This is a genomic window from Pseudomonas sp. SDT291_1_S447 (genome assembly GCF_054070155.1).
In genome coordinates, this window is sequence record NZ_JBSVXS010000023.1 from 14,574 (window position 1) to 29,908 (window position 15,335).

The 15,335-nt window shown below is 61.2% G+C and carries 11 protein-coding genes and 1 pseudogene; 4 read left to right on the forward strand and 8 right to left on the reverse strand.

Annotated features, from left to right (window positions below):
- The first annotated feature begins 188 nt into the window (after positions 1–188).
- Positions 189–2,030 carry a dihydroxy-acid dehydratase gene (ilvD, locus tag ACW9IR_RS10675; protein WP_110718048.1) on the forward strand — a complete coding sequence of 614 codons (1,842 nt, stop codon included), beginning with the start codon at positions 189–191 and terminating at the stop codon, positions 2,028–2,030.
- Between the two features lie 192 nt (positions 2,031–2,222).
- Here ilvD and ACW9IR_RS10680 read toward each other — a convergent pair whose 3' ends face one another.
- Positions 2,223–3,284 carry an HAD family hydrolase gene (locus tag ACW9IR_RS10680; protein WP_064116295.1) on the reverse strand — a complete coding sequence of 354 codons (1,062 nt, stop codon included), beginning with the start codon at positions 3,282–3,284 and terminating at the stop codon, positions 2,223–2,225.
- 242 nt (positions 3,285–3,526) lie between these two features.
- On the opposite strand from ACW9IR_RS10680, the gene ACW9IR_RS10685 reads away from it, so the two are divergent.
- The gene (locus tag ACW9IR_RS10685) at positions 3,527–4,918 is read left to right on the forward strand and encodes an L-cystine transporter (protein ID WP_457463105.1); all 1,392 of its coding nucleotides are present in this window, start codon (positions 3,527–3,529) and stop codon (positions 4,916–4,918) included.
- 90 nt (positions 4,919–5,008) lie between these two features.
- On the opposite strand, the gene ACW9IR_RS10690 is transcribed toward ACW9IR_RS10685, so the two are convergent.
- The gene (locus ACW9IR_RS10690; RefSeq protein WP_457463107.1) at positions 5,009–5,521 is read right to left on the reverse strand and encodes a dihydrofolate reductase; all 513 of its coding nucleotides are present in this window, start codon (positions 5,519–5,521) and stop codon (positions 5,009–5,011) included.
- An 85-nt stretch (positions 5,522–5,606) separates the two neighbouring features.
- Between ACW9IR_RS10690 and ACW9IR_RS10695 the strand changes: the two genes are divergently transcribed.
- Together ACW9IR_RS10695 and ACW9IR_RS10700 are read left to right on the forward strand one after the other, a co-directional pair.
- The gene (locus ACW9IR_RS10695; RefSeq protein WP_457463109.1) at positions 5,607–6,986 is read left to right on the forward strand and encodes a DUF2868 domain-containing protein; all 1,380 of its coding nucleotides are present in this window, start codon (positions 5,607–5,609) and stop codon (positions 6,984–6,986) included.
- On the forward strand, positions 6,979–8,364 hold the full coding sequence (locus ACW9IR_RS10700) for a GTPase/DUF3482 domain-containing protein (protein WP_457463111.1): 1,386 nt from the start codon (positions 6,979–6,981) through the stop codon (positions 8,362–8,364). Before ACW9IR_RS10695 ends, ACW9IR_RS10700 begins: the two co-directional genes overlap by 8 nt.
- 172 nt (positions 8,365–8,536) lie before the next feature.
- Here ACW9IR_RS10700 and ACW9IR_RS10705 read toward each other — a convergent pair whose 3' ends face one another.
- The 6 genes and pseudogenes from ACW9IR_RS10705 to ACW9IR_RS10730 all read right to left on the reverse strand — a co-directional run bounded on the left by ACW9IR_RS10705 (position 8,537) and on the right by ACW9IR_RS10730 (position 15,323).
- Positions 8,537–9,097 carry a phosphonate degradation HD-domain oxygenase gene (locus ACW9IR_RS10705; RefSeq protein WP_457463113.1) on the reverse strand — a complete coding sequence of 187 codons (561 nt, stop codon included), beginning with the start codon at positions 9,095–9,097 and terminating at the stop codon, positions 8,537–8,539.
- On the reverse strand, positions 9,097–10,230 hold the full coding sequence (locus ACW9IR_RS10710) for a TIGR03364 family FAD-dependent oxidoreductase (protein WP_457463115.1): 1,134 nt from the start codon (positions 10,228–10,230) through the stop codon (positions 9,097–9,099). Before ACW9IR_RS10710 ends, ACW9IR_RS10705 begins: the two co-directional genes overlap by 1 nt.
- A gap of 143 nt (positions 10,231–10,373) precedes the next feature.
- Positions 10,374–11,399, reverse strand: a complete 1,026-nt coding sequence (locus ACW9IR_RS10715) for a putative 2-aminoethylphosphonate ABC transporter substrate-binding protein (RefSeq protein WP_102901362.1) — start codon at positions 11,397–11,399, stop codon at positions 10,374–10,376.
- A gap of 26 nt (positions 11,400–11,425) precedes the next feature.
- Positions 11,426–13,150, reverse strand: a complete 1,725-nt coding sequence (locus tag ACW9IR_RS10720; protein ID WP_457463117.1) for a putative 2-aminoethylphosphonate ABC transporter permease subunit — start codon at positions 13,148–13,150, stop codon at positions 11,426–11,428.
- Positions 13,150–14,225: pseudogene (locus ACW9IR_RS10725) on the reverse strand (putative 2-aminoethylphosphonate ABC transporter ATP-binding protein). Before ACW9IR_RS10725 ends, ACW9IR_RS10720 begins: the two are co-directional and overlap by 1 nt.
- A gap of 234 nt (positions 14,226–14,459) precedes the next feature.
- The gene (locus tag ACW9IR_RS10730) at positions 14,460–15,323 is read right to left on the reverse strand and encodes a LysR family transcriptional regulator (RefSeq protein WP_457463119.1); all 864 of its coding nucleotides are present in this window, start codon (positions 15,321–15,323) and stop codon (positions 14,460–14,462) included.
- Positions 15,324–15,335 lie beyond the last annotated feature (12 nt).

The window sequence follows — 15,335 nt, forward strand, 5'->3', positions numbered from 1 at the left end:
GAATCGGCTGATTCATCGCCATTCATCCCCCGGCGGGTTTATGAGCTCAGGCTGAGACCAGCGGCGATCCCGCAACGTCATCGGCAACATCACGGACACACGGCCATTTCTGAGTGTTCCAGACGTCAATAGAAGCTCACTCCCCTTTTGCACCTGATTAGTAAGCGATTAGCCGCCCGGAGTGCTCCATGCCAGATTACCGTTCGAAAACATCCACCCACGGCCGCAACATGGCCGGTGCCCGCGCACTGTGGCGCGCCACGGGGATGAAAGATGACGACTTCAAAAAGCCGATCATCGCCATTGCCAACTCGTTCACCCAATTCGTACCGGGCCACGTGCACCTGAAAGACCTGGGTCAACTGGTCGCCCGCGAAATCGAACGCGCTGGCGGTGTAGCGAAAGAATTCAACACCATTGCCGTGGATGACGGCATCGCCATGGGCCACGACGGCATGCTGTATTCGCTGCCGAGCCGCGAGATCATCGCCGACTCCGTCGAGTACATGGTCAACGCCCACTGCGCCGACGCCATCGTCTGCATTTCCAACTGCGACAAGATCACCCCGGGCATGCTGATGGCTGCTCTGCGCCTGAACATTCCGGTGATCTTCGTTTCCGGCGGCCCGATGGAAGCCGGCAAGACCAAACTCGCCTCCCACGGCCTCGACCTCGTCGACGCCATGGTGATCGCCGCCGACGAAAGCGCTTCTGACGAGAAAGTCGCCGAGTACGAGCGCAGCGCCTGCCCGACCTGCGGTTCGTGCTCCGGCATGTTCACCGCCAACTCGATGAACTGCCTGACCGAAGCCCTGGGTCTGGCCTTGCCGGGCAACGGTTCGACCCTCGCCACCCACAGCGACCGCGAACAGCTGTTCCTGCAGGCCGGCCGTACCATCGTCGAGCTGTGCAAGCGTTACTACGGCGAGAACGACGAATCGGTACTGCCGCGCAACATCGCCAACTTCAAGGCGTTCGAGAACGCGATGATGCTCGACATCGCCATGGGCGGTTCGACCAACACCATCCTGCACTTGCTCGCTGCTGCCCAGGAGGCCGAAATCGACTTCGACCTGCGCGACATCGACCGTCTTTCGCGCACCGTTCCACAGCTGTGCAAGGTTGCGCCGAACATCCAGAAGTACCACATGGAAGACGTGCACCGCGCCGGCGGCATCTTCAGCATCCTCGGCTCGCTGGCCCGTGGCGGTCTGCTGCACACCGACCTGCCGACCGTGCACAGCCGCAGCATGGAAGAAGCCATCGCCAAGTGGGACATCACCCAGACCAACGATGAAGCCGTGCATCACTTCTTCAAGGCTGGCCCGGCCGGGATCCCGACCCAAACGGCGTTCAGCCAGTCGACTCGTTGGGAAACTCTGGATGATGACCGTGAAAACGGCTGCATCCGCAGCTTCGAACATGCCTATTCGCAGGAAGGTGGTCTGGCCGTGCTGTACGGCAACATCGCTCTCGACGGCTGCGTGGTGAAAACCGCCGGTGTCGACGAATCGATCCACGTCTTCGAAGGCAACGCGAAGATCTTCGAAAGCCAGGACAGCGCCGTACGCGGCATCCTCGCCGACGAAGTGAAGGCAGGCGACATCGTCATCATTCGCTACGAAGGCCCGAAAGGCGGCCCGGGCATGCAGGAAATGCTCTACCCGACCTCGTACCTGAAATCCAAAGGCCTGGGCAAAGCCTGCGCCCTGCTCACCGACGGTCGTTTCTCCGGCGGTACTTCCGGTCTGTCCATCGGCCACGCTTCGCCAGAAGCCGCCGCCGGTGGCGCGATCGGTCTGGTGCAGGACGGCGACAAAGTGCTGATCGACATTCCGAACCGCTTGATCAACCTGTTGGTCAGCGACGAAGAACTGGCCGCACGCCGTGCCGAACAGGACAAGAAGGGCTGGAAACCGGTTGAAGTGCGTCCACGTAAAGTGACCACCGCACTGAAGGCCTACGCCCTGCTGGCGACCAGTGCCGACAAGGGTGCTGTGCGTAACAAAGCGATGCTCGACGGGCTGTAAGGCTTAACCGTCGAATACAAAAATGCCCCGCCTGAGTGCGGGGCATTTTTTTTGCCTGAGCAGATTCCCGAAACACTAAAAATCAAACTGTGGGAGCGAGCTTGCTCGCGAAAGCGGCATGTCAGAAATACAAATGGTGACTGACACGACGCATTCGCGAGCAAGCTCGCTCCCACATTAAATCTGCGGTGATTACTGAATTTCCTCAGGCTTGACGATCACCCAGTTCTTGTCCGCCGTCACCGGCAACCCTTCCTTGGCCTGCGCCGCTGCATGCTTGGCCATCATGCCGTTGAGCTGGGTCATGTACTTGTCCTTGCGGTTGATCCACAAGTGAATCCCGCCCTTGGCCACGTCGACATCGTGGAACAGCATGTAGCCGTCGCTGGTCGGGGTATCGCCACCGACCAACACCGGTTTTTTCCATTCATCGATGTAGGTGAGAATCGCCGCGTGCTTGCCGGCCATCCACGTTGCCGGGGTCCACAGATACGGCGTCAACTCCAGACCCAAATTGGCCTTCTCGTCATATTTGCCGGCAGTGATCTGCTTGCGCGCGGTGGTCAGTTCGTTGGTCTCGCGGTTCTTCAGCAGGGTGGTCACGCCGATGACGTTCTGCGGTTTGACGTTGTAGCCGTACTTCGGATCCGCCGCGACCATGCGCACCAACTCTTCCGAGGCGGCGGTCATCACGTAGACCTCGATGCCGTTCTCCATCAGCTTGTTGTACAGCTCCTGCTGGCCAGTGAAGATCTTCGGCGGATTGACGTCGAGCTTCTTCACCACATCGCCTTCGTAATAAGTCGCCGGCACCGGTTTGCCCGAGGCCATCAGCTCATCGACGTAGCCTTTGAGTTCCTTGAGGGTGAAACCGGAGAACACCTGCGCCACCCATGGGTAGCAGACCATGTCATCGACTTCGCAGAGGCGATAGTAGTAACTGAACAGGCTTTCCTTGTGGTCGGCGGTGTCCTTGAACGGCATCAGTTTCAGGGAGGGGTCGAGTTTGTCGCGGGTGATCAGGCCCTTGTTTTCCATGAACGGCAACAAGGATTCTTCGAGGTCGTAGCGGTAACTGGTGTTGTCCATGTCGAACACCGCGTAGTTACCCTTGTTGGCGTTGGCCGCGATCATCGCGTCCAGCGCCTTGGCCTGATCGGCCGGCCAGTGTTTCAGGTCAGTAGCGAACGCCTGAGTGGCCAGGCCCATGCCCACTGTCAGTGCGACAGCCAGAAATTTCGGTGCGAACTTCATAAGCCTCTTCTCCCTGATTCAAAGAGATCGACGCTAACAAATAAGTGTGACAGTCCTCGTCTGTCAGCGACCGTCCGCGCCGCTGTTTGCGCCAGATGCATTGCCGAGAGCGACACACGCTTATTCCAAAAACGACGGACGACCTGCGATTTTGGTATTAATTCATTGCAAATCAAGCTGTTAGGCTTGCCGGTTCGCAGTTGCCCCAGAAGGCGACTGGCACAAGTCTTATCGGAGTTTTCATGAATCTGCCGCTGATACTCAATCTGCTGGTGTTCCTCGCCCTGCTCTTCGGTCTGGCACAAACCCGCCACACCACGTGGAGCCTGGCGAAAAAAGTCCTGCTCGCGCTGGTATTGGGCGTCGCGTTCGGCGTGGCCCTGCACACCGTTTACGGTGCCGGCAACCCGGTGCTGAAAGCGTCGATCGGCTGGTTCGATCTGGTCGGTAACGGTTACGTGCAGTTGCTGCAAATGATCGTTATCCCGCTGGTGTTCGCCTCGATCCTCAGCGCAGTGGCGCGCCTGCACAATGCTTCGTCGCTGGGCAAGATCAGTTTCCTGACCATCGGCACCCTGCTGTTCACCACCGCGATTGCCGCGCTGATCGGCATCGGCCTGACCAACCTGTTCGGCCTCACCGCTGAAGGTCTGGTCGCCGGCACCCAGGAAATGGCCCGTCTGCAAACCATTCAGTCCGACTATGCCGGGAAGGTTGCCGACCTGAATGTGCCGCAACTGCTGCTGTCGTTCATCCCGCAGAACCCGTTCGCCGATCTGGCGCGGGCCAAGCCGACCTCGATCATCAGCGTGGTGATTTTCGCCGCATTCCTCGGGGTTGCCGCGCTGCAACTGCTCAAGGATGACGTCGACAAAGGTCAGAAAGTGATCAACGCCATCGACACCCTGCAAGCCTGGGTGATGCGTCTGGTGCGTCTGGTGATGAAGCTGACCCCGTACGGCGTGCTGGCGCTGATGACCAAAGTGGTCGCCGGTTCCAATCTGCAAGACATCATCAAACTCGGCAGTTTTGTCGTGGTGTCGTACCTCGGTCTGGGCCTGATGTTCGTGGTGCACGGCTTGCTGGTATCGGCGGCCGGGATCAACCCGCTGCGTTTCTTCCGCAAGATCTGGCCGGTGCTGACGTTCGCGTTCACCAGCCGTTCCAGCGCCGCCAGCATTCCGCTGAGCATTGAAGCGCAGACCCGTCGTCTGGGGATTCCGCAGTCGGTGGCGAGCTTTGCTGCATCGTTCGGTGCGACGATTGGCCAGAACGGTTGCGCCGGTCTGTACCCGGCGATGTTGGCGGTGATGGTTGCGCCGACCGTGGGCATCAACCCGCTGGATCCGCTGTGGATCGCGACGCTGGTGGCGATTGTGACGCTGAGTTCGGCGGGCGTGGCGGGTGTTGGTGGCGGCGCGACCTTCGCGGCGCTGATCGTGCTGCCGGCGATGGGCTTGCCGGTTTCGCTGGTGGCGTTGCTGATTTCGGTTGAGCCGCTGATTGATATGGGGCGTACAGCGTTGAACGTGAGTGGTTCGATCACTGCTGGCGCGATTACCAGTCAGGTGATGCAGCAGACTGATCAAGAGTTGCTGGATGCTGATGAGCATGCGGAGCTTGCTCAGGCTTGATTAGCGCCTGACAGACCGCTATCGCGAGCAGGCTCACTCCTACAATTGGAATGCGTTCCCCCTGTAGGAGTGAGCCTGCTCGCGATGCTCTTAGGCTTTCTCCCAAACCTCAAAGCTGTACGCGGGTTTATCGCCCTCAGCCGGATTCGGCACATTCGACACCAGCTTCCACTGGTGCAAATCAAACTCCGGAAACCACGCATCCCCTTCCGGGCTCAGCGCCACGCGAGTCAGATACAGACGATCCGCCTGCGCCAGCCCTTGCGCGTACAACTGCGCGCCGCCAATCAGCATCAGCTCATCGACGCCCTGCTCCTTCGCCCATTCCTCGGCGCGAACCACGGCTGCTTCCAGCGATGGATAAACCTCGGCACCTTCGAGCACCAGATCGGCCTGACGGCTGACCACGATATTCAAGCGCCCCGGCAATGGCCGACCGAGCGAATCCCAGGTCTTGCGACCCATGATGATCGGCTTGCCCAAGGTGGTGGCCTTGAAGTATTTGAAGTCCCCCGGCAGGTGCCAGGGCATGCTGTTGTCGACGCCGATCACGCGGTTTTCACCGAGGGCTGCGATCAGGCTGAGGGGGAGTGATTTAGTCATGCCGGCGAGGATACCAGAGCCACGCTTACCCCGATAAGCGCCACAGCGGTTATGCTCAGCGCTCAATTAAGCGACGGGACGCTGCGTGACTGAACTGACTCCACTGCAAAACCTCTGGCTCACCGAGACCGTGCGCCTGCGCGAAGAACACGCAGGCCCCTTGGATGATCTGGAAGCCAATCGTCTGGCCCGCACCGCCGGCGGCGATCTGCCGAGCCGCATTCAGCGCCGGGCGCTCTGGCTGGCCGAACGTGACGGGCTGACGGCCGCCCTCAAACACTGGCTGCAAGGCGCGCGTCTGGCACTGCTATTGATGGTGCTGCTGGCCTGCGTCACTGGCGCAGGCATGGCATTTTCTGCGCTCGGCGACGGTACACGAGCGGTGAACATTTTCTGGGCGCTGGGCACCTTGCTCGGGGTCAATCTGATCCTGCTGCTGAGTTGGGCATTCGGCCTGCTATTCGCGGGCGAACACGCGGCAGCGCTTGGCAGGTTGTGGCTGTGGCTTAGCGAGAAATTTGCCCGGGACGCCAAAGCCGCGCAATTACCCCCCGCATTACTGGTCCTGCTGCAACGCCACAAACTCAATCGCTGGGCGATTGGCTCACTGGTCAATGGCCTGTGGCTGCTGATCATGTTCAGCGCGCTGAGCATGCTGATATTGATGATGGCCACTCGGCAATATGACTTCATCTGGGAAAGCACGCTGCTGGGCGCTGACTTCTTCGCGGCACTGACTGATGCGTTGACGGTTATTCCCCATGCGCTGGGCTGGAGTGCGCCGAGCGTGGACATGATTCGCGTAACGCTGGACACCGATTACAACCGCGTCCTGGTTCGCCAGATGTGGGCGATATGGCTGGTCGGCGCGGTGCTGATCTATGGCGTGCTCCCCCGCCTGCTGCTGATGCTGTTCTGCCGTTGGCGCTGGAAACGTGGTCGGGATCGCTTGCGTCTGGAGCTGAACCTGCCCGGCTACGCACAATTGCGCGAACAACTGATGCCGACCAGCGAACGCCTCGGCGTCAATGACCCGGAGCCGGCGCAGTTGCATCGCGTCGAAAGCAGCGTCGGCGAACTCGCCAGCGAAGGTGCGTTGCTGGTGGCCATCGAACTCGACGAACAACGTCCGTGGCCGCCCGCGCTGCCGAAACACGTCAGCAATGCTGGCATCCTCGACAGTCGCGAATCACGCCACAAACTCCTCGAACAACTCAGTCGCTTCCCGCCGGCGCGTCTGGCGATTGCCTGCGATCCACGGCGCTCGCCGGATCGCGGCAGCCTCGCCTTGATCGCCGAACTGGCGCGCAGCGCTGGCGAAACCCGCGTGTGGTTGCTGCAAGCGCCGCCCGGCGAAGCGCTGGATGCCGAGCGTCTCGGCGACTGGCACGTCGCCCTGCAACAACTTGACTTGAAGTTCGCCGATTGCGCGCCGTTGAACTGGCTGGAGACGGGTCATGACTGATGCCTGCAAAACGCCGCTGAAACTCGCGGTGGTCGGCCACACCAACGTCGGCAAAACCTCGCTGCTGCGCACGCTGACACGCGATGTAGGTTTCGGCGAAGTCTCGCATCGCCCGAGCACTACGCGGCATGTCGAAGGCGCGCGGTTGTCAGTGGACGGTGAGCCGTTGCTCGACCTCTACGACACGCCGGGGCTGGAAGACGCCATTGCCCTGCTGGATTTTCTCGAACGCCTGGAACGTCCCGGCGAACGCCTTGATGGCCCGGCGCGACTGGCGCGATTTCTCGACGGCAGCGAGGCGCGCCAGCGCTTTGAGCAGGAAGCCAAAGTGCTGCGGCAACTGCTCGCCTCCGACGCCGGGTTGTATGTGATCGATGCGCGCGAACCGGTGTTGGCCAAGTACCGCGACGAACTGGAAGTGCTCGCCAGTTGCGGCAAGCCGCTGCTGCCGGTGCTGAATTTCGTCAGCAGTGCCAACCATCGCGAGCCGGATTGGCGTGAAGCGTTGGCACGGCTTGGGCTGCATGCACTGGTGCGTTTCGACAGTGTGGCGCCGCCCGAGGATGGCGAGCGGCGGCTGTATGAAAGTCTGGCGCTGCTGCTGGAAAATGCCCGTCCGCAATTGGAACGGTTGATTGCTGATCAACAGGCTCAGCGCCTGGCGCGGCAGCAAAGTGCGGCGCGATTGATTGCTGAATTGTTGATCGACTGTGCGGCTTGTCGGCGCAGTGTGGTCAGCGAAGCCGAGCAGGAACAACAAGCCATCAGTGAACTGCGCAAAGCCGTGCGCCAGCGCGAGCAGAAATGCGTCGAGGCGCTGCTCAAGCTGTATGCGTTTCGCCCGCAGGATGCGGCGGCGAGTGATTTGCCGTTGCTGGATGGACGTTGGGGTGATGACTTGTTCAACCCGGAAACCTTGAAGCAACTCGGCGTACGCGTGGGCAGCGGTATTGCTGCCGGTGCGGCGGCGGGGGCTGGTGTGGACTTGCTGGTTGGCGGGATCACCCTCGGCGCGGCGGCGTTGGCGGGGGCGATTGCCGGGGGTGCGCTGCAGACGGCGCGCAGTTATGGCAGTCGCTTGCTCGGCAAGATCAAAGGGCAGCGTGAGCTGACGGTGGATGATGGTGTGTTGCGGTTGTTGGCGTTGCGTCAGCGGCAACTGGTGTTGGCGCTGGATCAGCGTGGGCACGCGGCGATGGATGCGGTTCAGGTGGCGACCCCGCAGGATAAAACCTGGCGTGAGGGCAAGTTGCCGGAAGCGCTGAACAAGGCGCGGGCGCATCCGCAGTGGTCGTCGCTGAATCCGCAGGCGAAGTTGAATCAGGCTGAGCGGCAGGAGCAGATTGAGGGGTTGGTTGATCGGGTGCTTGAGCTTTAGATCGCTACCCCCTCACCCCAGCCCTCTCCCCCAAGGGGTAGAGGGGGAAGGGAGCAGATCTTCATGCTTTTCAAACATGAGTTCGGCTGGATATCTCAGGTCGATGTATGGCCCCAAAACAACACGGTCAGCTCCCTCTCCCTCCGGGAGAGGGCTGGGGTGAGGGCGACAATCACTCAGCCAACAACAAAACCTCAGCCTTGCGCTTGAGCACCGCCAGATCCATCACCGGCACCGCCCTCTCCTTGGCCAACTCATCCCACTGGCGCATCCGCAGGCTGACCGCGCATAACGGATCTCGCTCAAACACATCCGCCTCCGCCTCGGTCATCACCCCGCCCTGATACTCAAGCGTCCGCCGACTCGCCTCACTCAACCGATCAAAATACCCCGGCTCACGCAACGTCAAATACCGTTTGGCCTGTACGTGATACTCCACCAGCCGCGCCATACGCTCGCTGAAACCAGCTTCACGCAAGTAATCCGCGCCCAGGCGTTCATGGCTGAGCACGCCATAACCGCCCATATTCTCCGCGCCCTCGGCACACAAATGGCCGATGTCATGAAAGAACGCCGCCAACACCACTTCATCGTCAAAGCCCTCAGCCATCGCCAGTTCGGCCGCCTGAGACATATGCTCGATCTGCGACACCGGTTCACCGATGTAATCGCTGGTGCCGAAGCGCTCGTACAGTCCGAATACCCGGGCGACGACTTGCTCGTGACCTGTCATCAAACTTCCTCCAGCAACTGCGCAATGTTGCGCTCGGCCAACGCCGGGCCGACGCTCATGCCGACGCCGGTGTGCATCAACGCCACACTCAACCCCGCTGCCGGGCGCAGCAACGAAAACGGCCCGGGTCCTCGAGAACCATAGACGCCCTGCCAGCGCTCGACCACTTGCACCTTGCAGCCCAATGTCTGTTCGGCCAGTTCGAGCATCCAGTTGTCGACTTGCTCGGCGTTGAACGGTGAAGGGTCGCTGCCGTAATGGTGCGAGTCGCCGATGATCAGTTCGCCGTACGGCGTCGGGCTGATCAACAGGTGGATGCCGTTGTCGTGCAGGTGCGGTTGTTCACGCAGGATCTGCGCCTGCACCGCCGATGCTTCCGGCAGATCGGCGAAGGCGCCGTAGTGCACGCAACTCAAACCGGTGAGCAAGGCGTGTTGCAGGTTGAGATCGATCTGCGGTTTGGCGCGGAGCATTTGCAGGCGGCAGATTTGCGGGTCGAGCGCGGCGATCGGTTCGGCCAGCAGGGTCTGATAGTCGTGGCCGGAGCAGACGATGATCTGCTTCGCGGTAAAACTGCCGGCGGTGCTGTGCAGGTGCCCCGGCTCGACGTCGCGTACGAGCGTGGAGAAGTGGAACTCGACGCCGAGGTCGCGGCGCAGGTAATCGATCAGCGCCGGGATTGCTTCACGTGAGTACAGCTGTTGATCGTCGATGCCGTGCAACGCGGCGCGGTGGTGGCTGAACTGGCCGTGATACAGATCGCGCAAGGCCGCGCCGCGCAGCAACTGGATGTTGTAACCGTGCTCCACGGCGCGACCGTTGCAGAACACTTCCAGCAAGTGTTCTTCAACTTCAGTGCGAGCGAACAGGTACGAGCCGTTACGCTTGATCTGCAAACCGGCGAGCTGCGCCCAGTCGCCCCATATCTCGCGGCTGGCCTTGGCCAGTTCGAGCATTGGGCCGGGTGGTTGGCCGGTGACCAGGGCCTGACCGAAGTTGCGCACCGAGGCGCCGAGGGGCGTGGCGGTGCGTTCGAAAACGGCGACCTTGAGGCCGCGTTTGGCGGCGGCGTAGGCGTGGGACAGGCCGAGGATACCGGCGCCGACGATGAGCAGGTCTTTGTGTTGTGTCATTTAGAGGTGCTCTGAATGAAGGATAGCCATCGCTGGCAAGCCAGCTCCCACAGGGTTTTATGGTGAACACTGATGGCGGGAACACCTTGAAACCTGTGGGAGCTGGCTTGCCAGCGATGAGGCCCTTTCAGTCGATAAAGATCTTACTTGGCCGCAACTTTCTCGGACTTGCCGTCATAACGCTTGCGCCACTCGGTCAGGATCTCGTCACGATTCTTCGAGGCCCAGGCAAAGTCGTTCTTGATCAGACGCTGCTCATAATCTGCCGGCAATTCTGTCTGCGGCTTGGCGATCCCCGGTTGCGCGAGCACGGCGAAGTTCTCCTTGTACAGATCCATCGCCTCAGCACTCGCCGAGAAGTCAGCCAGTTTCTTCGCTGCCTCTTCATGCGGCGTGCCTTTGATCACGGCAGTCGCTTCGATCTCCCAGCCCAGGCCTTCCTTCGGCAAGATGATGTCCAGCGGCGCGCCCTGACGCTTCAGCTGTACCGCTGGGTATTCAAAGGAAATCCCGATCGGGAACTCGCCCGCCGCGGCTAACTTGCAAGGCTTGGAACCGGAGTGAACGTACTGGCCGATGTTCTGGTGCAGACCGTCCATGTAGGCCCAGCCCTGCTTCTCGCCAAAGGTTTGCAGCCAGGCGCTGACGTCGAGAAAACCGGTGCCGGACGACGCCGGGTTGGGCATGACGATCTTGCCTTTGTACTCAGGCTTGGTCAGATCCTGCCAGCTCACGGGTTTGGTCAGGCCCTGCTTCTCAGCCTCAACGGTATTGAAGCAAATCGTCGCGGCCCACACATCCATGCCGACCCACGCTGGCGGGTTGGCAGCGTCACGGTAGTTCGCGCCGATCTTGCCGAGATCCTTCGGCGCGTAGCTTTGCAGCATGCCTTGCTGGTCGAGGATCGCCAGGCTCGAAGCGGCCAGGCCCCAAACGGCGTCAGCCTGCGGGCGGGCTTTTTCGGCGAGCAGTTTGGCGGTGATGATCCCGGTGGAATCGCGCACCCATTTGATCTCGACGTCCGGGTTGGCCTTTTCGAACGCTTCTTTGTAGGTCTTCAGCTGTTCGGCTTCGAGGGCGGTGTACACCGTCAACTCGGTTTTTGCCGCGAAGGCATTCAGGCTGAAAGTAGCGAGCACAGCTGCGGCCAGGGCCATAGGCTTGAACATGATCGTTTTCCTGTAAGTGAGTTGAATCAGTGACCGGGCGCGGTTTGCCGCCAGGCTTGAGAACGGCGCAGCAAGCCGCGCGAAGCCCACGCCAGCAGCAAGGACACGCCCGCCGAGGTGAACAGAATCAGGGTCGACATCGCCGCCGCACCGCCGACGTTGCCGGCGTCATCCATGTTCAGCACCGCGACCGCCGCGAGGATGGTGTCGGGGCTGTAAAGGAAGATCGCAGCGGAAACGGTGGTCATCGCCGAGACGAACAGGTAGCGCACGATGTCGAGCAGCGCCGGCAAACAGATCGGCACGGTGACGCGCAGGTAGTGGCGGTACAGCGGCGCCTTCAGCGACAGCGCGGCGGCTTCGAACTCGGCATCGAGCTGGCGCAACGCGGTGGTCGCGGTCATTTGTGCGGTGGTCAGGTAGTGCGCAATGGTGCAGACGATCAACAGCGTCATCGTCCCGTACAGCACGTGCAGCGGGTTACCGGTGAGGTTGAAGAAGAAGACGTAACCCAGACCAAGCACCAGCCCCGGCACCGCCATCGGTACGAAACTGAGCATGCGCAACGCCAGGTTGAGGCCGCGCTGAGTGCGGGTTTTCTCCATCAGGTAAGCGCCGGTGAAGATCAACACACTGCCGATCAACGCCGTGCCCAAGGCCATCTTCAAACTGTTGCTGTAGGCCAGCCAGCCACCGCCAGCGGTTTCGTTGAACTGGTAATGGTTGAGCGACAGCGACAGGTTGTACGGCCAGAACTTCACCAAGGAGGAGAACACCGCCATGCCGAACACCAGAATCAACGCGGCACTGATCAATAAGACGATCGCCAGATAGCAGCCATCGCGCACTTTCGACGGCGCCGGTTTGAACACCTGCGCCCGCCCGCTCATGGAGTCGCCGTGACGCCGACGCAGCCAGGCATCGACGCCGAAGCTGAACAGCGCCGGCAGCAACAGCACCATGCCAATCAACGCGCCGCGACCGAATTGTTGCTGGCCGACCACCGCTTTGTAGGCCTCCAACGCCAGCACTTGATAGTCGCCACCGACCACCACCGGCACGCCGAAATCGGTGATGGTCAGGGTGAACACCAGACAGAACGCGGCGAACACGGCCTGCCGCGTTGCCGGCCAGGTGATGCTGCGAAACGCCTTGGCCGGACTGGCGCCCATGCTCGACGCAGCGTCGAACAATCGCGCATCAGCCAGCGACAATGCCGAGAGCAAAATCATCAGCGCATGGGGAAAGGTGTAGATCACCTCACCCAGCACAATCCCCCAGAACCCGTAGATATTGTCCGAGAGCAACCCGCGCAACATGCCCTGGTTGCCGAACAGATAAACCAGCGCAATGCCCGGCAACATCGACGGCGCCATCAGCGGCAGTAAGGAGATGCCGCGCCAGATGCCCTTCGCCGGAATCATTGTGCGTTGCAGCGCGTAGGCAAACAGATAGGCCAGCGGTACAACGATGGCCGCGACGCTGAGGGACACTTTCAGGCTGTTGCCGAGCAGCCAGTGGAAATTCTCGCTGCTCACCAGTTCCTTCGCCGCGACCCAGCCACCGCCCTGCCCGGCTTCACTGCTGAAACCACGCCAGAAGATCGCCAGCAACGGCAGCAACACCGCGACGCCGAGCAACAGCAGCAGAAGGACTTTGCCGCCGACGACAAAAATGCGATCGCCGATCTCGGCTTTCGAAGTCTGGCGCACCTGCTTGTGCGGTAGCGGCAGCGCGAGGTTGCTGTTCATCAGGCAAACACCTGCAGGCTGCGCGGCGGTAAGGCGACCATGATTTGCTGGGCGCCGAGGCGTGGCATGGCTTCCGGGGCGAGTTCGGCGAGCAGCGCGTGGCCCGGCAACTGATCGAGCTCGAAGCTCATGCGGCAGCGATTGCCGAGGAAAGTGATCTCGCGGACTTTGGCCGGAAACAGGTTTTCTTCGTGCACCGGTGGATTGACGTTGATCGCTTCCGGGCGGCAGAACAGTCGGCCCGAGGCGCGCTGGATGCTGCCGTCGCTGAGGCGCAGATTCATCCCGCCGACCTGCGCGTGAGTGTCGCTGCTGCGTTGGAACGGCAACCAGTTGCCCTGGCCGACAAACTCGGCCACGAACGGCGTGGCCGGGCGGTTGTAGATTTCCTGCGGCGTGGCGTACTGCTCGACGCGGCCGTTGTTCATCACCGCGATACGGTCGGCCATCAGCATGGCTTCGTCCTGATTGTGCGTGACCATCAGGGTGGTGATGCCGAGGTTGCGCTGCAGTTGGCGCAGCTCGGTGCACAGATGCTCGCGGACGCGGGCGTCGAGGGCGGACATCGGTTCGTCGAGCAACAGCAGCGATGGTGCCGGCGCCAAGGCCCGAGCTAGAGCAACGCGCTGCTGCTGGCCGCCGGACAACTGGCCGGGGTACTTTTTCTCGCTGCCGGTGAGGCCGACCAGTTCGAGCATCTGCCCGACGCGGCGGCGCACTTCATCGCGGCCGCTGCCAGCGAGGCCGTAGGCAATGTTCGCTTCGACGGTCAGATTGGGGAACAGCGCGTAGGACTGGAACAGAATCCCGTAGTCCCGCGCTTGCGGTGCGAGGTGCGAGACGTCGCGGTCACCGAGGTACAGCTCGCCGCTGTCCTGCTTTTCCAGACCGGCGATGCAGCGCAGCAACGTGGTCTTGCCGCAGCCCGACGGACCGAGCAGGCACACCAGTTCACCGGCGGCGACGTCGAGGGAGACGTTATCCAGCGCAGTAAACGCGCCGAAGCGTTCTGCACGCCGCGCACTTTCATGGGTGCGCCGGGGTTGGTCAGGGCAGTTGCGATGGCAGGATTCATGGACAGACCTCATCAAGCAGATGAGGCCAATCCTAGAGTTGTAATGCGTCCGTCATGTGGCAGTGAGGCAAAAACGGCCGATAGTGGTATTCAGGGATTTTGGTTCAGATTTTGTGTTGCCTGGGCTGACGCCTTCGCGAGCAAGCTCGCTCCCACAGGGGATAGTGTTCACAACGCAAATTCAATGTGGGAGCGAGCTTGCTCGCGAAAAGGCCGGCACAGGCACTGAAGATCTCAGGCCGGGGACATTTCCTGGGCCAAGCCGAGAAACGCCGCCGGCAACCGCGCGCCCTTGCGCTCTTTCAGGCAATACAGATATTCAGGAATCTGCGGCGCATTCTCAATGGTCAACACGCGCAACTGCGGATCATGCGGCACTTCCTGCCGCGCAATAATACTGATGCCAATATTGCGCAACACCGCCTCACGGATCGACTCACGACTACCAATTTCCAACAACGGCCCGAAACTGACCCCGGCGCTGGCCAGTAACTCTTCAGTCAGCCGCCGCGTCGTTGACCCGGTTTCGCGCATCAACAAGGTATGCCCGGCCAGCGCACTCAACGCCACATGCTCCTGCGTCGCCAGCGGATGATTGCGATGCACCGCCAGCACCAGCGGATCAGTGCCCAACACCCGACGAATCAACCGCGCGTCATCAAGCAATTGCGACGACGCGGCGATGTCCACGCGGTAATCCTCCAGCGCCTCGAGCACCTGCTGTGAATTGCCGATTTCCACCGACACTTCCACTTGCGGCAGACGCTCGCGAAAGGTCTTCACCAGATCAAGAATGTAATACGGCGCCGTCGCGGCGATGCGCAAAGTGCCCTGCACCTGGCCGCTGTTGCGCAGGAAGAACTCGATATCGGCCTCTTGCTGCAGCAGGGTCTTGACCATCGGCAGCAACCGCGCGCCTTCATCACTGACGCTCAGACGCCGGCCGCCACGGTAGAACAGCTCCACCGAGTACTGACTTTCCAGATTGCGGATCTGCGTGGTCACGGTCGGTTGGCTGAGGCCGAGTTTTTTCGCCGCCAGCGTGATGCTGCCCAGGCGGGCGACCATGTAAAACGCTTTCAGCTCGGCACTCAGCACAACCTTTCCTCA

Excerpts from the sequence above, each read along its gene's own strand:
- ilvD (WP_110718048.1), top strand. The coding sequence starts at position 189 with ATGCCAGATTACCGTTCGAAAACATCCACCCACGGCCGCAACATGGCC.
- ACW9IR_RS10680 (WP_064116295.1), bottom strand. The coding sequence starts at position 3,284 with ATGAAGTTCGCACCGAAATTTCTGGCTGTCGCACTGACAGTGGGCATG.
- ACW9IR_RS10685 (WP_457463105.1), top strand. The coding sequence starts at position 3,527 with ATGAATCTGCCGCTGATACTCAATCTGCTGGTGTTCCTCGCCCTGCTC.
- ACW9IR_RS10690 (WP_457463107.1), bottom strand. The coding sequence starts at position 5,521 with ATGACTAAATCACTCCCCCTCAGCCTGATCGCAGCCCTCGGTGAAAAC.
- ACW9IR_RS10700 (WP_457463111.1), top strand. The coding sequence starts at position 6,979 with ATGACTGATGCCTGCAAAACGCCGCTGAAACTCGCGGTGGTCGGCCAC.
- ACW9IR_RS10705 (WP_457463113.1), bottom strand. The coding sequence starts at position 9,097 with ATGACAGGTCACGAGCAAGTCGTCGCCCGGGTATTCGGACTGTACGAG.
- ACW9IR_RS10710 (WP_457463115.1), bottom strand. The coding sequence starts at position 10,230 with ATGACACAACACAAAGACCTGCTCATCGTCGGCGCCGGTATCCTCGGC.
- ACW9IR_RS10715 (WP_102901362.1), bottom strand. The coding sequence starts at position 11,399 with ATGTTCAAGCCTATGGCCCTGGCCGCAGCTGTGCTCGCTACTTTCAGC.
- ACW9IR_RS10720 (WP_457463117.1), bottom strand. The coding sequence starts at position 13,150 with ATGAACAGCAACCTCGCGCTGCCGCTACCGCACAAGCAGGTGCGCCAG.